Here is a 20,363-nt window from a genome sequence, read left to right as displayed (position 1 = left end):
ATGTGTGCTCTCATTCCATGCTCGTAGATTCCCATTGCCACCTCGACCGACTTGACCTGAGCGCCCATGCCGGCTCGCTCGATGCCGCACTGCAGGCGGCTCGCGAGCGTGGAGTCGGGCATTTTCTATGCATCGGCGTAAGCGCCGAGAACGCCGGGGCGGTCAAGGCCCTGAGCGAGCAGTACGCCGACGTCGACTGTTCGGTAGGCGTGCACCCCCTCGACCTGGCTCCGGGGGAGACGCCTGCGCTGGAGTGGCTGCTGCGTGAGCTGGCCCACCCGCACGTGGTGGCTATCGGCGAAACCGGATTGGACTATCACTACGAGCCGGAGGCCGCCGAGCTGCAGCAGGCATCTTTCCGCCTGCACCTGGAGGCATCCCGGCAGACCGGCAAGCCGGTGATCGTTCACACTCGCGCGGCGCGGGCGGACACCCTGGCGCTGCTGCGCGAGGCCAGCCTGCCGCAGGCGGGTGTGCTGCACTGCTTCACGGAAGACTGGGACATGGCCAAGGCCGCACTCGATCTGGGGTACTACATCTCGCTCTCCGGAATCGTCACCTTCCGCAACGCCGATGCGCTGCGCGAGGTTGCACGCCAGGTGCCTGTCGAGCGCCTGCTGGTGGAGACCGACTCGCCGTACCTGGCGCCCATCCCGTATCGCGGCAAGCCCAATCTGCCGCAGTACGTGCGTGAGGTCGCCGAGTACGTCGCATCGTTGCGGGGGGTGAGCTATGCGCAGTTGGCCGAGCAGACGACCGCCAACTTCAAGCGCCTGTTCCCGTTGGCGCGCGTCGCCTGATGATAAGGCGGGGCGGGCAAAAAAAACCCGGGTTCTGGGGGAGGAATCCGGGTTAAGACCATTAGGAGTAAAACAAAGGTACGCGGTCCCTGGGCACCTTTATCGGCGCGCCACTTGGGGGGATGCGCCGCGCCAACACTTCAAGTATTGGCGAGTATCCTCGCACTGCCAGCGCCAGTTGGTCGTTTTTTAAACAGATTTGGAATACACCTGACAGCCAATGGGCCATCAGGGCATGGCATTGGGCGGACTCTGGGTGAATTTGTGCCTAACAGGTGCCGATGTGTATAGAGGTGCGGTGAAAAGGTTGAAGAGTGCGCGACTCATACGCTTTCTTCGTGCCGACGTGCGCAATTCGATGAGCGTGGTGGCCTTGGCGAGCCGTGCTGCGTCGGTTGCAGGCGAGAGTCGGCCGGGCGCGGGGCGTCGCACGCACTCATGCGATTCAAGCCGGACAGGCACGGTTTGCATGCAAACTCATCATGAAACATAGATATGGTTGGATGATCCGTGCAATTTGCCGCAAGTTAGGCATAATAATCTGCTTCGATTGTCATCCAGTCCTTCCTATGCAGAAAGAACCTCGTAAGGTCCGTGAGTTTCGCCGCCGCGAGCAAGAAATCCTCGACACGGCGCTCAAGCTGTTTCTCGAACAGGGTGAAGACAGTGTCACCGTCGAGATGATCGCCGACGCTGTCGGTATCGGCAAAGGCACGATCTACAAGCACTTCAAGTCCAAGGCGGAGATCTACCTGCGCCTGATGCTCGACTACGAGCGTGACTTGAATGCGCTGTTGCATTCGGACGACGTCGACCGCGACAAGGAAGCCCTGTCGCGTGCCTACTTCGAGTTCCGGATGCGTGATCCTCAGCGCTACCGCTTGTTCGACCGTCTTGAAGAGAAGGTGGTCAAGGGTAACCAAGTGCCGGAGATGGTCGAGGAACTGCACCGTATCCGCGCCTCCAATTTCGAGCGCCTGACCCAGTTGATCAAGGGCCGTATCAGCGAAGGCAAGCTCGAGGATGTGCCGCCGTACTTCCACTACTGTGCTGCCTGGGCGCTGGTGCATGGCGCTGTAGCGCTGTATCACTCGCCGTTCTGGAGCAACGTTCTCGAGGATCAGGAAGGTTTCTTCCAGTTCCTGATGGACATCGGCGTGCGCATGGGCAACAAGCGCAAGCGCGATCCGGAACCGGCAGCCTGAAACCCCTGCGGGGTACTGTCCATGATGGGCAGGCTCCGCCAGCCACGCGCGCTTCGGCGACAGGGCTTGCAAAAACTTGATCTTTGAGTCAAGTTTTGCCGGCTCGCTTTTTCTCATGCCGGAGTCATCCATGATCGTCGATCGTCAAGGCAGGCGTTTTCGCAACCTGCGCGTCAGCCTGACGGCTGCCTGCAACTATGCTTGCAGCTACTGCGTGCCCGATGGCAAGCGCCTGGTGGCTGCACAGGATGAGCTCTGCGCCGATGCGCTGGCGCGCGGGGTGGCTTATCTGGTCGATGCCGCAGGTATCGAGCGCCTGCGCATTACCGGTGGCGAACCGTTGATCAGCCCTCGCCTGGAGCCGTTCCTGAAAATTGTCGGTGGCTTGGGGCTCAAGGATATCGCCTTGACCACCAACGGCCAGTTGTTGAGTCGCAAGCTTGCCGTGTTGCGCGCGGCAGGTATCGACCGGCTCAATGTCTCCCTCGACACCCTTGACCCGACCGCGTTTCGCAGCATTGCCCGGGGCGGCGACCTGGCCAGCGTGCTGAGGGGCATGGAGGAGGCGAGTGCAGCGGGTATGCGTATCAAGGTCAACATGGTGCCGATGCGCGGACACAACCTCGATCAGGTGGTGCCGCTGCTCGACTACTGCCTGGCAAGAGGCTACGAACTGCGGTTTATCGAGTTGATGCGCATGGGCCATCTGGCGCTTGATTCGAATGCATTCCTGCGTCAGTTCGTCAGTCTCGAGCAATTGCTGGCACTGATCGGCCATCAATATCACTTCCAGCAGGCGCCAGCGGCCTTGGATGCGACGGCCCTGCGCTACCAGATTCCCGGCCAAGGTCACTTTGGTGTGATTGCCAACGAGAGCGTGCCGTTTTGCCGGACCTGCTCGCGTTTGCGCTTGTCGTCTACCGGCTGGCTGCATGGCTGCCTGTCCTCGGGGAATCGTCACTTTATCGGCGACTTGCTCGACAAGCCGCGTCACCAGGCGCTTCCAGTGATTCAGCGGCTGCTGGTCAAGGCCCTGGCGGACAAGCAGGAGCTGGCGTTCTCGGGTGGTGTGACCGTGATGAAGGTGATCGGCGGCTGAGCTGGCGCAAAAGCTGCATCTGGCGGCTATTCGCCGGTTTTTCGTCACCGGTCACTGGAGGAAAGATGCGTAGCCTGGTCTTGCTGCTGGCGCTGATGGCGTTGAGCGGCTGCATGAAAGTCAGCGACATGGGCGAAGGTGTTCGCTATCAGATGAGCGACGCCGGTCTGCTCGATCACAGTGATACCACTCGAACCTTGTCGGTCCGGCTGCAGCCTGATTCGTTCATCTTCATTGGCCAGGGCGCTTTCGTTCCGCCTGGAAAAGGCCCGGTGCCGCAGCAGAATGCCGTTGCCGAAGAGGCATTCAAGAGCTTCGTCGAGTATTTCCCGCTGGTGCGTCGCGCCAAGGCGCCGTTGGGGCTGGAGGACGCCATCGCGCAGGCGCGTTCGGTGGGCGCCCATTACGTGCTCTATACCCGCTTCGCCCGCACCGATGACCGCATTGGTAATGGCGATGAATGGTACGACGAGCAGGCAGTGGATCGCCTTGGCTGGGATACCGGTGTAGTGCAGATGATGCTGATCGAAACCAGCACTCGCTACTTGATCGATACAGCGCGCATCAAGAGCCGTGGCGGTTTGTTGACGTTCCACGACAACACGCCGCAGGATTTGCTCGCGGCACCCATGCGCGAGTACGCTCGTAGTCTCCTGGGAATGAGTCGGTAAGGAACGGGTGATGACAGGTACGGGTAAGGCCAACGATCTTCTGGCGCAGATTCCCAAGGACAAGGGCCTGCCTCCCGTGCACCTGTGGAATCCTGATTTCTGCGGCGATATCGACATGCGCATCGCCCGCGACGGCACCTGGTATTACCTGGGGACGCCGATCGGGCGCAAGCCGATGGTGCGCTTGTTCTCTACCATCATTCGTCGTGACGGTGATGACTATTTTCTGGTAACGCCTGTGGAGAAGGTCGGCATTCGTGTCGATGATGCGCCGTTCGTGGCGGTCAGCCTGGAAGTGGAGGGTAGTGGTGAGCAGCAGGTCCTGCGTTTTACCAGCAATGTCGAGGATCAGGTCGATGCCGGTCCTGATCACCCTATTCGGGTAGAGACCGATCCGACAACGCATGAGCCATCGCCTTACCTGCTGATGCGCAGCAACCTCGAAGCGCTCATCCACCGCAATGTGTTCTACCAACTGGTGGAGCTTGCCGTGCCGCGCGTGATCGATGGCGAGGAGTGGTTGGGGGTTTGGAGTGGTGGGGTGTTCTACCCTATCGGGCGCGACCGCTGAGCGCATCTTGCGGCGATCTTTCTGATCCCGGAAAACAAAAAACCTCCAGTGCTTGCGCATCTGGAGGTTTTTCAGTGTCTGGCTCCGCGACCTGGACTCGAACCAGGGACCCAATGATTAACAGTCATTTGCTCTACCGACTGAGCTATCGCGGAATCTGCGCGTATCTTACTGAATGCCAAGGGGAAGTCAAGCCGCCCCCTGGCAAATCAAACAGTTACAGCACTTCGACGATGGCCTTGGTGACCACGTGGATGTTGCTCTGGTTCAGTGCGGCCACGGCGATGCGACCGGTGTCCAGCGCATAGATGCCGAAGTCGTTCTTCAGGCGCGCGACCTGTTCCACGGTCAGGCCTGAGTAGGAGAACATGCCGACTTGGCGACCGACGAAGCTGAAGTCGCGGTTGGCGCCGTACTCGGCCAGGAGCGAGACCATCTGCTTGCGCATGCCGTGGATGCGTTCACGCATCTCGCCCAGCTCGGCTTCCCACATCTGGCGCAGTTCCGGGCTGTTGAGCACGGTGGCGACGATGGTTGCACCGTGGGTCGGCGGGTTGGAGTAGGTGGTGCGGATCACGCGCTTGACCTGCGACAGCACGCGGGTGCTCTCGTCTTTCGAGGCGGTGACGATCGACAGTGCGCCAACGCGCTCGCCATACAGCGAGAACGATTTGGAGAACGAGCTGGAGACAAAGAACTCCAGGCCCGACTCGGCGAACAGGCGCACGGCGAAGGCATCTTCGCTGATACCGTCGCCAAAGCCTTGGTAGGCCATGTCGAGGAACGGTACGTGGCCCTTTGCCTTGACCACTTCCAGCACGTTCTTCCAGTCGTCGAGCGACAGGTCGACACCGGTCGGGTTGTGGCAGCAGGCGTGCAGGACGACGATCGAGCCCGATGGCAGCTTGTTCAGGTCTTCGAGCATGCCGGCGCGGTTGACGTCGTTGCTCGGTGCGTCGTAATAGCGGTAGTTCTGTACTGGGAAGCCTGCAGTCTCGAACAGGGCGCGATGGTTTTCCCAGCTCGGATCGCTGATGGCGACGACCGCGTTCGGCGAAAGGCGCTTGAGGAAATCGGCACCGATCTTCAGTGCGCCGGTGCCGCCGACAGCCTGCACGGTCACTACGCGGCCTGCAGCCAGCAGTGGGGATTCAGCGCCGAACAGCAGTTTCTGCACGGCCTGGTCGTAGGCGGCGATGCCGTCGATCGGCAGGTAGCCGCGGGAGGCATGTTGGGCGACACGCTGGGTTTCGGCTTCGATCACCGCGCGAAGCAGCGGGATGCGGCCTTCCTCATTGCAATAGACACCGACGCCCAGGTTGACCTTGTCGGTACGTGGGTCGGCGTTGAATGCTTCGTTGAGGCCCAGGATGGGGTCGCGGGGTGCCAGCTCGACAGCGGAAAACAGGCTCATTGTTACCTTGGCTCTGAATAGGAGAGTGATAGGAGATGCACCCTCCAGCCCAGTGCACTGAAGCGGTGCAAACGGGGAGTCAGTATAGTGATACCGACCGGTCACTGCGACACTCTGGCACAGGTTTTCAGGCGCTTTGCGCAAATATTTTTCGACCATTGGTCGAATTGCCGGGTCCACTGCAATGAGCGTTCACATCTGCAGCGGCGAAGGCCACCCCGGCGCGCCTTTTTGCGTATAGACTACTGGCTAAATTTACAGTTGCCGCGACATCCATGAGGTCCCGTCATGTCCGAGTTCCAGCTCGTCACCCGATTCCAGCCCGCCGGCGACCAGCCCGAGGCCATTCGCCTGATGGTCGAGGGTATCGAGGCGGGGCTGTCGCACCAGACCCTGCTCGGGGTGACCGGCTCCGGCAAGACCTTCAGCATCGCCAACGTCATTCAGCAGGTCCAGCGCCCGACCATGGTGCTGGCGCCGAACAAGACGCTGGCTGCTCAGCTGTATGGCGAGTTCAAGGCGTTCTTCCCGAACAACGCGGTGGAGTACTTCGTCTCCTACTACGACTACTACCAGCCGGAAGCCTACGTCCCGTCGTCGGACACCTTCATCGAGAAGGATGCCTCGATCAACGACCACATCGAGCAGATGCGTCTGTCGGCGACCAAGGCATTGCTTGAGCGGCGCGACGCGATCATTGTCACCACGGTGTCGTGTATCTATGGTCTGGGCAGCCCGGAAACCTACCTGAAGATGGTTCTGCACGTCGATCGCGGTGACAAGCTCGACCAGCGCGCACTGCTGCGCCGGCTGGCCGACCTGCAATACACCCGAAACGAGATGGATTTTGCCCGCGCCACCTTCCGGGTGCGTGGCGACGTGATCGACATCTTCCCGGCCGAATCGGACCTCGAGGCCATCCGTATCGAGCTGTTCGACGACGAAGTAGAGAACATCGCCGCCTTCGACCCCTTGACCGGCGAAGTGATCCGCAAGCTGCCGCGTTTCACCTTCTACCCCAAGAGCCACTATGTGACCCCGCGCGAGACCCTGCTCGAGGCGGTGGACGGCATCAAGGAGGAGCTCGGCGAGCGGCTTGAGTACCTCAACAAGGCCAACAAACTGGTGGAGGCCCAGCGTCTGGAGCAGCGCACGCGCTTCGACCTGGAGATGATCCTGGAGCTGGGCTATTGCAACGGTATCGAGAACTACTCGCGCTATCTGTCCGGCCGCCCGGCTGGGGCACCGCCGCCGACGCTCTACGATTATCTTCCTGCCGATGCGTTGCTGGTGATCGATGAATCACACGTCAGCGTTCCTCAGGTCGGCGCCATGTACAAGGGCGACCGTTCTCGCAAGGAGACGCTGGTGGAGTACGGTTTCCGTCTGCCATCGGCGTTGGATAACCGGCCCATGCGCTTCGACGAGTGGGAGTCGGTCAGCCCGCAGACCATCTTCGTCTCGGCGACACCCGGCCCCTACGAGGCTGAGCATGCCGGGCGCGTGGTCGAGCAGGTGGTACGGCCGACCGGTCTGGTCGATCCTCAGGTAGAGGTGCGTCCAGCCCTCACCCAGGTGGATGACCTGCTGTCGGAAATCGGCAAGCGAGTGGCGGTGGGGGAGCGGGTGCTGGCGACGACCCTGACCAAGCGCATGGCCGAGGACCTTACCGACTACCTTGCAGATCATGATGTGCGTGTGCGCTACCTGCACTCGGACATTGACACCGTGGAGCGTGTGGAGATCATCCGAGACCTGCGTCTGGGCACCTTTGATGTATTGGTGGGCATCAACCTGTTGCGCGAGGGTCTGGACATGCCGGAGGTGTCGTTGGTGGCCATTCTCGATGCCGACAAGGAAGGCTTCCTGCGTTCGGAGCGTTCGCTGATCCAGACCATCGGCCGCGCAGCACGTAACCTCAACGGCAAGGCGATCCTCTATGCCGACCAGGTGACCGGCTCCATGCAGCGGGCGATTGACGAGACCGAGCGGCGTCGGGACAAGCAGGTCGCGTTCAACGAAGCGAATGGCATCGTGCCCAAGGGGGTGGTCAAGGACATCACCGATATCATGGAAGGTGCCACGGTGCCCGGTGCGCGCAGCAAGAAGCGCAAGGGCATGGCCAAGGCGGCGGAGGAGGCTGCGCGCTACGAGGCAGAGCTGCAGACCCCTGGCGAGATCACCAAGCGCATCAAAGTGCTGGAAGAGAAGATGTTCCAGCTGGCCCGCGACCTGGAGTTCGAGGCCGCCGCTCAGTTGCGCGATGAGATCGGGCAGTTGCGTGAGCGGCTTATTGCCAGCTAAGCGCGCGCATCGGTGCAGAAGCGGCCAAGATACTGGTCAATGTGCCTCCCCGGCCTTCAGCCCCTGTGGCAGTTTGCGTGTCAGCAGTACTGCCACCATGCTGACTGCCAAACCGATCCCTACCAGGTGGAACGCATCGTTGTAGGCCATGATCAGTGCCTGCTGGTGGGTGATTTCGCTCAAGCGCCCCAGTGCTGCGCTGTCACTGCCTAGCCGTTCGGCCAGTTGGGCCAGTCGCTCCGCCACTTGCGGGTTGCTCGGGACCACTGATTCGCGCAGGTAGTCGAAATACACTTTGGTCCGTGCATCCAGCAAGGTGGCCAGCAAGGCGATACCAATGGCGCCACCCAGGTTGCGCAGGATGTTGAACAGACTTGAGGCCGAGCCCGCATCCTGAGGCTGAATGTAAGCCGTGGCGATCAGCGAGATGGTGACCATGATCATTGGCTGCCCAAGTGCACGAATGATCTGGATATGGTTGAACTGCGGCCCTGCGAAGTCCGGGTTGAGCACTCCCGAGCCGAAGCTGGCAGCCCCGAACAGGCAAAACCCCAGTGCACAGAGCAGCTTGGGTGCAATGACCTTCATCAGTTGCGGCACCAGCGGAATCAGGAACAGCTGTGGAATACCCATCCACATGATCACCTCGCCGATCTGCAGGGCGTTGTAGCCCTGGATCTGCGCCAGGTACAGCGGCAGCAGATAGATCGATCCATAAAGCCCCACACCCATGCCCAGGCTGGCGATGCTCGACAGGCCGAAGTTGCGGTTGCCGAGGATGCGCAGGTTGATCAGGGGATTGGCTCGGGAAAGCTGGAGGATGACGAAGGTGATCAGGCAGAGCAGGGCCATGGTACCCAGGCCGACAATAAGGCTGGACTCCAGCCAGTCCTTGCGATGACCTTCTTCCAGGAACACCTGCAGGCAACCCAGGCCGACCCCCAGGGTGACGATGCCGGCGTAATCGGTGCTCTTGAGCAGCTCCCAGTGCGCCTGTTTCTTCTCCAGCCCGTAGAGCAGGCCCGCGATCATCACCAGCCCCGGCGGGATGTTGATGTAGAAGATGTATTCCCACCCCCAGTTTTCGGTGAGCCAGCCGCCCAGGGTCGGCCCGATGGAGGGCGCGAAGGTCGCGGTCATGGCGAACATTGCCATGCCCTTGGCCCGATGGTGTTCGGGCAGTTTGATCAGGGTCAGGGTGAAGGCCAGCGGAATCAGGGCGCCGCCGGTAAAGCCCTGGAGGGCGCGAAACACGATCATGCTTTCCAGGTTCCAGGCCATCGAGCACAACAACGAGGACGCCAGGAAACCGAGCGACACCCACACCGCCAGGCGCCTGGCGGAAAGCAGCTGCACAAGCCAGGCGGTCAACGGGATCATGATGATTTCCGCCACCAGGTAGGAGGTCGAGATCCACGAGCCCTCTTCCAGGGTGGCAGACAGTGCCCCCTGGATATCCTTGAGCGAGGAGTTGGTGATCTGAATGTCCAGCACTGCCATGAATGCGCCGAGCATCACGCTCATCACCGCAATCCAGTCGCGCCTGCTCGGCTCCGCGGTCGGTCGCAGCAGTTGATCACCGGCCATCGTGGGGCTCGCCGCGCTCTGCCTGATCGGCCGTGTCGCGCAGGTCGACGGTGGCGGTTACCGACATGCCTGGGCGAATACGGCCATGCAAGGGGTTATTGGCGGCAAAGGTCAGCTTGACCGGAATGCGTTGTACCACCTTGGTGAAGTTACCCGTGGCATTGTCCGGTGGCAGCAGGCTGAATTGCGCCCCGGATGCAGCGAACAGGCTATCGACACGGCCTTCGATCGGGGTGTCGGGATAACTGTCGAAGGTCAGTTCGGCACGCAGGCCCCGATGCATGTTGCCGATCTGGGTCTCCTTGAAGTTGGCCTGCACCCAGATGTCTTCGTCCGGGACGATCGACAGCAGATAGGCGCCGGCCTGCACCACCTGGCCATTGCGGGCGCTGCGCTGACCGATGGTGCCACTGATGGGGGCGTGGATTTCACAGCGGGTAAGGTTGAGTTCTGCCTGTGCCAGGTCTGCTCGGGCGTTGGCAATTTGTGCATCGAGGCGCTTGAGTTCGGCCGTCAGTGCATCTATCTGCTGGCGCTGGCTCTGCAGGTCGGCCTGGGCCTTGTCGACCTGGGAGCGGGCGACGTGGTTTTCTGCAGACAGGGTGGTGACTCGCTCTTCCGAGACGAACCCGGGTTTGCGCAGGGCTTCGGCACGATTGAGGTCCAGGCGCGAGCGATCGAGAGTGGCCTGGTTGGCGGCAACCTGGGCTCGACCGGCGGCGATCAAGCTGTCTTGCTGGATCAGTCGGCTTTGCGCCTGGACACGCTCGGCTTCTCGCGTCGCCAGTGCCGCCCGGGCGCGCTCGACCGCCAGCTGGAAGTCGGCGACCTCCAGGCGGACCAGCAGGTCGCCTCGCATGACGTGTTGATTGTCCTCTACCAGAACCTCGTCGACCCGCGCACCAAGCTGGCTGGAAATGCGTGTGATCTCACCCTGCACATAGGCATTGTCGGTACTTTCGTAGAAGCGCCCCTTGAAGTACCAATGGGCGAGAAAGGCGAGGGCGATCAGCACCACCAAGGCGAGAAAGATCAGCAGGCGGCGTTTGAGTTGAGCAGGCATAGGGACTATCGTTCCAGAAATGTAAGCAAATTTAACAGCTCGGCAATGCACCGCCACAAGTGACGATAGCGCCATTGCTGGAGCCCGATGCCCGCACCCTGCTAACATCTCGCCTTTGTTTCATCTTTCGTCCGAGACTGTCCATGACCACCGTTCGCACGCGTATCGCGCCATCGCCCACTGGCGACCCCCACGTCGGCACCGCCTACATCGCCCTGTTCAACTACTGCTTTGCCAAGCAGCACGGCGGCGAGTTCATCCTGCGTATCGAAGACACCGATCAGTTGCGTTCGACCCGCGAGTCGGAACAGCAGATCTTCGACGCCCTGCGCTGGCTCGGGATCGAATGGAACGAAGGTCCGGACGTTGGCGGCCCGCATGGCCCCTACCGGCAGAGCGAGCGCGGTGAGATCTACGCCAAGTACGCCAAGCAACTGGTCGATGCCGGCCATGCGTTCTATTGCTTCTGCACCGCCGAAGAGCTGGATCAGATGCGTGCCGAACAGATGGCTCGCGGCGAAACACCGCGCTATGACGGCCGCGCATTGAAAATGAGCGCCGAGGAAGTGCAGCGTCGACTGGCCGCTGGCGAGCCTCACGTGATTCGCATGAAAGTGCCGAGCGAGGGCATCTGCGTGGTGCCTGACATGCTGCGTGGCGATGTCGAAATTCCGTGGGACCGCATGGACATGCAGGTGCTGATGAAGAACGACGGCCTGCCGACGTACTTCCTGGCCAACGTGGTCGACGACCACCTGATGGGCATCACCCACGTCCTGCGAGGCGAGGAATGGCTGCCGTCGGCGCCGAAGCTGATCAAACTCTACGAGTATTTTGGCTGGGAGCAGCCCAAGCTGTGCTATATGCCGCTGCTGCGTAACCCGGACAAATCCAAGCTGTCCAAGCGCAAGAACCCGACTTCGGTCACGTTCTACGAGCGTATGGGCTTCATGCCTGAGGCCATGCTCAACTACCTGGGGCGCATGGGCTGGTCGATGCCGGACGAGCGTGAAAAGTTCTCCCTGGCAGAAATGGTCGAGCATTTCGACCTGTCGCGCATTTCCCTTGGCGGGCCGATCTTCGACATCGAGAAGCTGTCCTGGCTCAATGGCCAGTGGCTGCGCGACCTGCCGGTCGAGGAGTTTGCTGCGCGTGTGCAGAAGTGGGCGTTCAACAGCGACTACATGATGAAGATCGCACCGCATGTACAGGGGCGTGTCGAAACCTTCAGCCAGATCGCGCCACTGGGCGGGTTCTTCTTCGAGGGCGCCCTCAAGCTCGATGCCAAGCTGTTCGAGCACAAGAAACTGTCGCCCGATCAGGTGCGTCAGGTCATGCAGTTGATCTTGTGGAAGCTCGAAAGCCTGCGGCAGTGGGAAAAGGAGCGTATTACCGGCTGCATCCAGGCGGTGGTCGAGGCCCTGGAGCTGAAGCTGCGTGACGCCATGCCGCTGATGTTCGCCGCGATTTCGGGGCAAGCCAGCTCGGTGTCGGTGCTCGATGCCATGGAGATTCTCGGCCCCGACCTGACCCGCTACCGTCTGCGTCAGGCACTGGAGCTGCTGGGCGGTGTGTCGAAGAAAGAGAACAAAGAGTGGGAAAAGCTGCTGGCAAACATTGCCTGATTGGCTTGTCACACAATGCCGTGGCAGCGGGCTTGTCCCGCTGCCACGGCACCCGGCATTCCCCAGGAGCAGGGCAGGGCGGTAAGTGATTGTTATCTGTGAAAAAAATTTTGAATATTTTCACGAATTCGTTTGACAGTGCTGCAATCCGATCTTAATATGCGCCCCGTCCACAGCGATGAACGAAAATGAAGCATCAGGCACCCAGCCGGTGGTTCGGTTCAAAGCGACATTGTGGGGCTATAGCTCAGCTGGGAGAGCGCCTGCATGGCATGCAGGAGGTCAGCGGTTCGATCCCGCTTAGCTCCACCAAATTCCGCTTCATGATCAAGGTCGTGAAGAAAGACTGGTCCAGCAACCATGTCTTGAAGGTAAGAAGGTTCGTCCCCTTCGTCTAGTGGCCTAGGACACCGCCCTTTCACGGCGGTAACAGGGGTTCGAGTCCCCTAGGGGACGCCAGTATTGCACAAGCGATATTTCATGATGTCGCTGGGCCGAGAGGCTAGAAATCCGGGGCTATAGCTCAGCTGGGAGAGCGCCTGCATGGCATGCAGGAGGTCAGCGGTTCGATCCCGCTTAGCTCCACCAATTTTGCCGCGGTTCGTGAAAGCGGATCGGCACGAAGGTTACGTCCCCTTCGTCTAGTGGCCTAGGACACCGCCCTTTCACGGCGGTAACAGGGGTTCGAGTCCCCTAGGGGACGCCATTTCTTCCCGCGTTTTGCGGGGTTGAAAGGCTCATTCGACTGTTGAGTGAGCTTTTTGTTTTGTTTCGGGGCTATAGCTCAGCTGGGAGAGCGCCTGCATGGCATGCAGGAGGTCAGCGGTTCGATCCCGCTTAGCTCCACCAATCTGCCACGATTCGTGAAAATGAATCGGTGCGAAGGTTTACGTCCCCTTCGTCTAGTGGCCTAGGACACCGCCCTTTCACGGCGGTAACAGGGGTTCGAGTCCCCTAGGGGACGCCACTTTTACCCGTGTTTTACGGGACTTCAAAGGCTCATTCGATTATTGAATGGGCCTTTTGTTTTTCTACCTCCTTCATCTTCCAAGTGCCCGATCAGCGGTACGCGATTTCGCTTGCCAGAAAATATTACATGCGTAATATTTCGATCATCATATTTGGGGGTGCCCATGAACGATAAAAAGACCAGGACCCGCGAGCGTATTCTCGATGCTGCCTGTAGCGCCCTGATCCAGCAGGGGCCAGCCGACCCCAGCGTAGGCCAGGTAATGGCTGCGGCAGGCCTCACTGTCGGAGGTTTCTACGCCCATTTCGACAGCAAGGATGAGTTGATGCTGGCGGCATTCGACCAGTTGCTCGGTGAGCGACGGGCCTTGCTCTCGCAAGTCGACCCCAGCCTGTCTGGCGCCGAGCGTCGTGCGCTGGCAGCGGCTTTCTATCTGTCGCGCAAGCACCGTGATGCCTATGAGCACGCCTGTCCCTTGCCTAATTCGCTGGGTGAGATGCAGCGTTTGCCCGAAGCCTTTCGCGAGAAGCTGGCTGAACACCTCGAGCTGATGACGGCGCAGATGGTCGATCGTCCCGAGGATATCGACAAGGCATTCGCCGACCTCGCCCTGATGGTCGGCGGCCTGGCCCTGGCCCGAGCCTTGGGCGCTTCCGAGCTTTCCGACCGTATTCTGCGCGCCGCCAAGTCGGCGGTTATCTGAGCAACCTCAACTCTGGAGCAAGGCGATGACTACCCTGAGCTGGATTCGCAGCGTCAACGGCACCCTTGGCCATCTGGCCCCCGAGCATGTCGCCGAGCGCATGCGTCGCGCCTTCATGACGCCGCGCAACCTGCCTGCGCGGCAATGGGAACTGCCGTTATTGGCATCTGCCGAGCGGATCACCCTGCGCTTCGGTCTTTCGGCGTTGCGCTGGGGCAAGGGGCCGACGGTGCTCCTGATGCACGGCTGGGAGGGGCGGCCCACTCAGTTCGCCGCGCTGATCGAAGCCCTGGTGCAGGCAGGGCATACGGTCGTGTCCCTCGAGGGGCCGGCCCATGGCCGTTCGCCGGGGCAGCAGGCGCATGTGGTGCTGTTCGCCCGGGCACTGCTTGAGGCCGCGGCGGAGCTGCCGCCTTTACGGGCGGTGATCGGTCATTCGATGGGTGGCGCCAGCGTCATGTTGGCGTTGCAGTGGGGATTGCGTGCCGAGTCGGCGGTGAGCATTGCTGCACCTGCCCAATTGCTCGGGGTGTTGCGCGGTTTTGCCCGGCGCCTGGGGATGCCTGGGCGGGCGCGTGCAGCCTTCATTCGCCAGGTCGAGCGCGACGTAGGCGTGCAGATCGATCGGCTGGATGTCAGTGGCTACCAGCTCGAGTTGCCTGGGCTGGTCGTTCATGCGGCTGACGATGCGCTGGTTGCGGCCAGTGAGGCTCAGGTCATTCACAAGGCCTGGTTCGACAGTCGCCTGTTGCTGCTGGAGGAGGGTGGGCATCAACGGGTGCTGGCTGATCCGCGTCTGACCCAGGCTGTGCTCGAGTTGCTGGCACGTACGACCCAACCGGCACGGCAAAGCGCCTGAGCATCCGTTACACTCTGCCCGTTCACTGACTACAGGAGCGGGCATGAGCTGGGATCTGGCAGCGCCATTCATCATCGACCTTCGCGTCGGCACCGAGGATATCGACGGCCTCGGTCACGCCAACAACGCGGTCTACGTCACCTGGCTGGAGCGCTGCGCCTGGCGTCATTCACAACGCCTGGGGCTGGACCTTGCCGAGTATCGTCGTCTGGATCGGGCAATGGCCGTGGTCCGCCATGAGATCGATTATCTGGCAGCGGCGTACGAAGACGACGAGCTGCAATTGGCCACCTGGATCATCGACTGGGATCAGCGCCTGCGCATGACCCGTCGTTTCCAGCTCAAGCGCCCGAGTGACGGGGTCACCCTGTTGCGCGCGCAAACCACCTTTGCCTGTATCGAGCTGTCCAGCGGCAAGCCCAGACGCATGCCGGCCGAGTTCCTCGAAGGCTATGGTCCGGCGCTGATCGGCGCCTGATCGACGGGCATTTTTTGCTAAACTGCCGCCTTTTCTCGTCGAGACCCTGAAATGCAAATTGCCCTGGCCCCAATGGAGGGGCTGGTCGACAACATCCTGCGCGACGTGCTGACCCGCGTCGGTGGTATCGACTGGTGTGTCACCGAGTTCATCCGTGTCTGTGATCGCTTGCTGCCACCTTCGTCGTTCGACAAGTTGGCACCCGAGTTGCGCAACGGTGCGCGCACGGCTGCCGGCACGCCGATGCGTGTGCAGTTGCTGGGCTCCGATCCGCTGTGCCTGGCGGACAACGCCGCCCTGGCCTGTGAACTCGGGGCACCGGTAATCGACCTTAACTTCGGCTGCCCGGCCAAGACCGTGAACAAGTCTCGCGGGGGCGCTGTGCTGCTCAAGGAGCCCGAGCTGCTGCATGCCATCGTTCGTGAGGTTCGACGGGCGGTGCCGGCGCAGATCCCGGTGACGGCGAAGATGCGTCTGGGCTTCGACAGTCCGGATGGTGCGCTGGAGTGTGGCATCGCGCTGGCCGAGGGTGGGTCGCAGCACCTGGTGGTGCATGCGCGAACCAAGGTAGAGGGTTACAAGCCGCCGGCTCACTGGGAGTGGGTGGCGCGGGTGCAGGACGTGGTCAAGGTGCCGGTCTTTGCCAATGGCGAGATCTGGACCGTCGATGATTGGCGACGCTGCCGCGAAGTCAGCGGCGCCGAAAACATCATGCTCGGGCGCGGACTGGTGTCGCGGCCGGATCTGGGCTTGCAGATCGCCGCTGCGCGCGAGGGACGGGACTACCAACCGATGGTATGGAGCGATCTGTTACCGCTGCTGCGCGAGTTCTGGCGCCAGGCGCAGGCCAAATTGTCGCCACGCTATGCGCCCGGGCGGATGAAGCAGTGGTTGGCGATGTTGACCCGCAGCTACCCGGAGGCTGTACTGTTGTTCGCCGAGTTGCGGCGCGAGGATGACTGCGCGCGCATCAGCCGGCTGTTGGGTGTCGAGCCAGTGAAAACGGCCTCTTTCACCGAGTGCGTCGCCTGATGGGCAGCTGCATCGTGCGGGGTGGGCAGATTTTTTCATGAGAGCCCTTGAAAGTCCGTTGCCTGACCTTATCTCTTGAGTACGCGATGCCGAAGTCGGGTCGCGTAGTGACTTACTTGCTGAATCTCAGGAGTTTATGACCATGACTACCGCTTTCTCCCTCGCACCACTGTTCCGCCATTCCGTAGGTTTCGATCGTTTCAATGACCTGTTCGAATCCGCGGCACGTAATGAGGCCGGTAGCAGCTACCCGCCCTACAACGTCGAAAAGCATGGCGATGACCACTATCGCATCGTGGTTGCTGCAGCCGGCTTCCAGGAGCAGGATCTCGACCTTCAGGTCGAAAAAGGCGTCCTGACCGTTACCGGTGGCAAGCGCGAAAATGGCGCTGCCGAAGTCACCTATCTGCATCAGGGTATCGCCCAGCGTGCTTTCAAGCTGTCGTTCCGCCTGGCGGATCACATCGAAGTAAAAGCCGCCGGTCTGGCTAACGGCCTGCTCAGCATCGACCTGCTGCGCGTCGTGCCGGAAGAAGCCAAGGCCAAGCGTATTCCGATCAATGGTGAAAAGGCTGCACTGAATTGAATGCAGTGAAGTGAATGGAAGGGCACCCTAGGGTGCCCTTTCGCATTTCTGTGACACCGCCCTCCTGTGGGGCGTGCGCTATCAATAGTCTGCAGGGGTTTCCTGCAAGATCTGGCGAAACTCCGGCAAGGGTAGCGGCCGGCTGTGCAGGTAGCCCTGGTACAGGTAGCAGCCCTGGCGCTCGAGAAACTCCAGTTGCTCTGTCAGTTCGACACCTTCTGCGATCACCGCCAGTTCCAGGCTGCGCGCCATGGCCACGATGGCGCGAACGATCTCGGCATCATTGGGGTCGTTGGGCGCGTCACGCACGAAGGTCTGGTCGATCTTCAGCGCATCCACCGGCAGGCGCTTGAGGTAGGTCAGCGACGAATAGCCCGTGCCGAAATCATCCATGGCGAAGCTCACCCCGTAGCGTTTGAGTTCGCGCATCTTGTTGATGGTGTCTTCCAGGTTCTGGATGACGATGCCCTCGGTGATCTCCAGTTTGAGCATGCGCCTGGGCAGGCGATAGTCGTCGAGGCTGCGTAGTACCCGCTCGACGAAATCATTCTGGCGGAATTGCCTGGGGCTGATATTCACGCAGAGGCTGAAATCGTCGGCACTGATCAGCCCATCCTCGAGCATGCGCGCGCAGGCGTCGCAGGCTTCGTCGAGGATCCAGCTGCCCACCTCGAGTATCAGGCCGCTTTCCTCGAGTACCTGGATGAACTGTGAGGGCGCTTGCTGGCCAAGTTGCGGATGGTGCCAGCGCAAGAGCACTTCGGCGCCGACGATGCGGTTGTCGCGGGCGTCCACCTGGGGCTGGAAGTGCAGGGCCAGTTCGCCACGCGCCAGTGCCAGGCGCAGGTCGTTTTCCATGCGCAGGCGCTCGCTGGCCGCTTTCTGCATGGTGGTGTGGAACAGCTGGGTGGTATTGCGCCCGGAATCCTTGGCCCGGTAAAGGGCGATGTCTGCACGCTTGAGCAAGTCGGCCGGGGTGGCGCCATGGTCGGGAATCAGTGCCACGCCGATGCTGGGCGTCACCTGCAGGCGCTGGCCATCCAGCGACATGGGTTCGGCCAGCAGCTCGCGCAGGGTGTCGGCCAACTCGCGAACCTTGCCCTCGACGTGCTCGCGACTTCCCTCGAGACCGCTGAGCAGGACCACGAATTCGTCGCCGCCCAGGCGTGCCACGGTGTCTTCCAGGCGTACGCTGGCTTCGAGGCGGGCAGTGATGATCTTCAATACCGTGTCGCCGACGGGGTGGCCCAGGGAGTCGTTGATGTGCTTGAAGTGGTCCAGGTCGAGGAACAGCAGGGCGCCGCGCAAGTTGTGACGCTTGAGCAGGGCGATCTGCTGGCTGAGCCGGTCCATCAGCAGGGCACGGTTGGGCAGGTTGGTCAGCGGATCGTGGTAGGCCAGGTGACGGATCTGCGCCTGTGCGTTCTTCAACTGGCTGACATCGCGGGCGGTCAGCAGCAGGCAGTCGGTTTCATTGAGGCTGATCGGCTCGACGGACACCTCGACGGTCAGGATGTCTCCGCGCTTGTTGCGCCCGAGCATTTCCCGGTGGTGTACCCGGCCACGCTCCCCGAGTTCGGCAAGCAAGGCCGCTCGTTGCTTGTCGTCGGCCCAGATGCCCAGTTCGAAAACGGTGCGGCCCACCACCTCGCTGCTGCTGTATCCGGTCAGGCGGCAGAAGCCGTCGTTGACCTCGACATAGCGGCCACTGTGCCGTTCGGTGATGGTGATGGCGTCGGGGCTCGAGTGGAAGGCTTTGGCGAACTTCTCCTCGCTGGCCTTGAGTGCCGCTTCGGCGCGCTGTTGCTGGGTGATGTCACGTAGCGTGGTGACGCTGCAGGGTTGGCTGTCTACCGTGATCAGACGGCTGGAGATCACGCAGGTGAGCGGTGAGCCATTGCGGTGGTTGACCACGACCGCGACATTGCTCAAGGCCTGCTCGCGGATCACCCGTTCGATACGCTGGGCGCGCTCGGACGACTCGGCCCACAGGCCGATCTGCTCGGCGCTGCGCCCGATGACCTGTTCGGCCTCCCAGCCGAAGGTCTGGGTGAAGGCTGGATTGATCTCGATGAACTGGCCCGTATCCTGGTGAGTGACGCAGATCGGGTCGGGGCTGACCTGGAACAGGCTGGCGAACTTCTCTTCCGAGGCGCTCAGGCGTTGCTCGCGCTCGACCTGGTCGGTGATGTCCAGCAAGGTGCCGGCCATGCGCAGTGGGTTGCCATGTTCGTCGCGATAAAGCCGCGCACGGCTTTCGATATAGCGCGATGCGCCGTTCTCCAGCTGGACGCGATAGGTGATCTGGTAGTTGCCGGCCGGCCCTTCGCGCAGGCTACGGTAGGCTTGACGCATGACGCTGCGTTCTTCCTCGGGCACGCCTTCGAAGAAGGCGTCGAAGGACTCATGGAAGGGCACCGGGTCAAGGCCGTGCAGTTGCGCGGCGCGCGCGGAGCCATAGAGCATGCCGCTGGGAATGTGCCAGTCCCAGGTACCCAACTGCGCCGAGTCCAGGGCCAGGTCCAGGCGCTCCTGGCTGTCCTTGAGTGCCTGTTCGGCCCGCTTGCGCTCGGTGGTGTCGACAAAGGTGCTGATCAGGTAGGTGATGCCTTCGAGCTCGATACCCTGGGTGCAGAGGATGCCATCGTGGATGTTGCCGCTGGTGGCGCGGAACTGGACTTCCATGATCACCGGGCTACCACTGCTGCGGGTGGCCTCCAGTACTTGCTGTCGCTGCTCGGGGTGAACCCAGAGGCCGAGTTCCACGCTGGTCTTGCCGACGACCTGGGCGCCGGGCCAGCCGAACATGTCCTCGAAGTGCTGGTTGACCTCGAAGATCATGCCATCGTTGCGGCGGGTCAGCAGGATGGCATTGGGGCTGAGGTGGAAGAGGGTGGCAAAACGCTTTTCCGAGTTGATCAATGCGGTTTCGCGATCACGCTGGCGAGTGATCTCGCGGATCACCCCGATCATCTGCGGACGGCCATGGCGATCATGGGTGAGGCTGCCATTGATTTCCAGCCAGTGCAGGCTGCCGTCCGGCCAGCGGATGCGATGACGCATGGCCTGCTCCACGGGCTCGCCATTGACCACGGCGTGGAACAACTGGCGGGTGCGGGTGCGATCTTCCTCCGGCAACAGGTCCAGGTAGTCGATGTCCGCGGGTAGCGGGCGCAAGGGGTCGAAACCGAACAACGCCTGCGTGCCTCGCGACCAACTCACCCGGCCGGTTTCGATATCCCACAGCCAGGCGCCCAGGCGTGCGCCATTCAGCGCCGCCAGCAATTGCGGAGCATTCTGCCAGGCCTGCTCGGACTCCTGGGGGTCGACCGCAGGAATGCGCGGCAGGCGCGGAAAGCGGTTTGCTGATTTGGGCATCGGTACCAGACCTTTGGC

The 20,363-nt window shown here is 61.5% G+C and carries 16 protein-coding genes and 7 tRNA genes; 18 read left to right on the top strand and 5 right to left on the bottom strand.

The window, feature by feature from the left end; genetic code table 11:
- The first annotated feature begins 17 nt into the window (after window positions 1-17).
- The 5 genes from HU729_RS01185 to HU729_RS01165 all read left to right on the top strand — a co-directional run bounded on the left by HU729_RS01185 (window position 18) and on the right by HU729_RS01165 (window position 4,346).
- Window positions 18-800, top strand: a complete 783-nt coding sequence (locus tag HU729_RS01185) for a TatD family hydrolase (RefSeq protein WP_186666798.1) — start codon at window positions 18-20, stop codon at window positions 798-800.
- A 569-nt stretch (window positions 801-1,369) separates the two neighbouring features.
- Window positions 1,370-2,005 (top strand): TetR/AcrR family transcriptional regulator, encoded by a 636-nt coding sequence (locus HU729_RS01180; protein ID WP_065861191.1) that lies wholly within the window; start codon window positions 1,370-1,372, stop codon window positions 2,003-2,005.
- A 130-nt stretch (window positions 2,006-2,135) separates the two neighbouring features.
- Window positions 2,136-3,104 carry a radical SAM protein gene (locus HU729_RS01175; protein WP_186666797.1) on the top strand — a complete coding sequence of 323 codons (969 nt, stop codon included), beginning with the start codon at window positions 2,136-2,138 and terminating at the stop codon, window positions 3,102-3,104.
- Between the two features lie 65 nt (window positions 3,105-3,169).
- Window positions 3,170-3,775 carry a DUF4823 domain-containing protein gene (locus tag HU729_RS01170; protein ID WP_186707945.1) on the top strand — a complete coding sequence of 202 codons (606 nt, stop codon included), beginning with the start codon at window positions 3,170-3,172 and terminating at the stop codon, window positions 3,773-3,775.
- A gap of 10 nt (window positions 3,776-3,785) precedes the next feature.
- Window positions 3,786-4,346, top strand: a complete 561-nt coding sequence (locus HU729_RS01165) for a DUF1285 domain-containing protein (protein WP_186707943.1) — start codon at window positions 3,786-3,788, stop codon at window positions 4,344-4,346.
- 79 nt (window positions 4,347-4,425) lie between these two features.
- Here the strand turns inward: HU729_RS01165 and HU729_RS01160 are convergent.
- Window positions 4,426-4,501, bottom strand: a tRNA-Asn gene (locus HU729_RS01160).
- 62 nt (window positions 4,502-4,563) lie between these two features.
- Entirely contained in the window at window positions 4,564-5,760 is a 1,197-nt protein-coding gene (locus tag HU729_RS01155; RefSeq protein WP_186666794.1) for an amino acid aminotransferase, read from the bottom strand.
- A 288-nt stretch (window positions 5,761-6,048) separates the two neighbouring features.
- Between HU729_RS01155 and uvrB the strand changes: the two genes are divergently transcribed.
- A complete protein-coding gene (gene uvrB, locus HU729_RS01150; protein ID WP_186666793.1) occupies window positions 6,049-8,064 on the top strand; it encodes an excinuclease ABC subunit UvrB in 2,016 nt (671 codons plus the stop codon).
- A 36-nt stretch (window positions 8,065-8,100) separates the two neighbouring features.
- Here the strand turns inward: uvrB and HU729_RS01145 are convergent, their stop codons facing one another.
- Together HU729_RS01145 and HU729_RS01140 are read right to left on the bottom strand one after the other, a co-directional pair.
- The gene (locus tag HU729_RS01145) at window positions 8,101-9,591 is read right to left on the bottom strand and encodes an MDR family MFS transporter (protein WP_186667005.1); all 1,491 of its coding nucleotides are present in this window, start codon (window positions 9,589-9,591) and stop codon (window positions 8,101-8,103) included.
- Window positions 9,592-9,640: 49 nt separating this feature from the next.
- Window positions 9,641-10,714: an HlyD family secretion protein gene (locus HU729_RS01140; protein ID WP_186666792.1), complete on the bottom strand. Its 1,074-nt coding sequence runs from the start codon at window positions 10,712-10,714 to the stop codon at window positions 9,641-9,643.
- 143 nt (window positions 10,715-10,857) lie between these two features.
- On the opposite strand from HU729_RS01140, the gene gltX reads away from it, so the two are divergent.
- From gltX to HU729_RS01080, 12 genes are all read left to right on the top strand, one after another.
- Entirely contained in the window at window positions 10,858-12,339 is a 1,482-nt protein-coding gene (gene gltX / locus HU729_RS01135; protein ID WP_054893088.1) for a glutamate--tRNA ligase, read from the top strand.
- A gap of 236 nt (window positions 12,340-12,575) precedes the next feature.
- Window positions 12,576-12,651, top strand: a tRNA-Ala gene (locus tag HU729_RS01130).
- Window positions 12,652-12,722: 71 nt separating this feature from the next.
- Window positions 12,723-12,798, top strand: a tRNA-Glu gene (locus HU729_RS01125).
- A 53-nt stretch (window positions 12,799-12,851) separates the two neighbouring features.
- A tRNA-Ala gene (locus HU729_RS01120) sits at window positions 12,852-12,927 on the top strand.
- A gap of 42 nt (window positions 12,928-12,969) precedes the next feature.
- Window positions 12,970-13,045, top strand: a tRNA-Glu gene (locus HU729_RS01115).
- Between the two features lie 67 nt (window positions 13,046-13,112).
- Window positions 13,113-13,188: transfer RNA gene (locus HU729_RS01110), tRNA-Ala, on the top strand.
- A gap of 42 nt (window positions 13,189-13,230) precedes the next feature.
- A tRNA-Glu gene (locus HU729_RS01105) sits at window positions 13,231-13,306 on the top strand.
- 166 nt (window positions 13,307-13,472) lie between these two features.
- The gene (locus HU729_RS01100) at window positions 13,473-14,012 is read left to right on the top strand and encodes a TetR/AcrR family transcriptional regulator (protein ID WP_186707941.1); all 540 of its coding nucleotides are present in this window, start codon (window positions 13,473-13,475) and stop codon (window positions 14,010-14,012) included.
- 25 nt (window positions 14,013-14,037) lie between these two features.
- Window positions 14,038-14,871, top strand: coding sequence for an alpha/beta fold hydrolase (locus HU729_RS01095; RefSeq protein WP_186707939.1), 834 nt, complete (start codon window positions 14,038-14,040; stop codon window positions 14,869-14,871).
- A gap of 43 nt (window positions 14,872-14,914) precedes the next feature.
- The gene (locus HU729_RS01090) at window positions 14,915-15,349 is read left to right on the top strand and encodes a thioesterase family protein (RefSeq protein ID WP_186666789.1); all 435 of its coding nucleotides are present in this window, start codon (window positions 14,915-14,917) and stop codon (window positions 15,347-15,349) included.
- Between the two features lie 51 nt (window positions 15,350-15,400).
- Entirely contained in the window at window positions 15,401-16,381 is a 981-nt protein-coding gene (locus HU729_RS01085) for a tRNA-dihydrouridine synthase (protein WP_186666788.1), read from the top strand.
- 142 nt (window positions 16,382-16,523) lie between these two features.
- Entirely contained in the window at window positions 16,524-16,967 is a 444-nt protein-coding gene (locus tag HU729_RS01080) for an Hsp20 family protein (RefSeq protein WP_186666787.1), read from the top strand.
- A gap of 81 nt (window positions 16,968-17,048) precedes the next feature.
- Here the strand turns inward: HU729_RS01080 and HU729_RS01075 are convergent, their stop codons facing one another.
- On the bottom strand, window positions 17,049-20,345 hold the full coding sequence (locus tag HU729_RS01075; RefSeq protein ID WP_186666786.1) for a PAS domain S-box protein: 3,297 nt from the start codon (window positions 20,343-20,345) through the stop codon (window positions 17,049-17,051).
- Window positions 20,346-20,363 lie beyond the last annotated feature (18 nt).

The sequence above is a fragment of the Pseudomonas sp. RW10S2 genome (assembly GCF_014268985.1).
GTDB classification, from domain to species: Bacteria; Pseudomonadota; Gammaproteobacteria; order Pseudomonadales; family Pseudomonadaceae; genus Aquipseudomonas; species Aquipseudomonas wayambapalatensis.
Note: the sequence above shows the minus strand (reverse complement) of the source record. Positions and strands in the feature narration are given on the sequence as shown.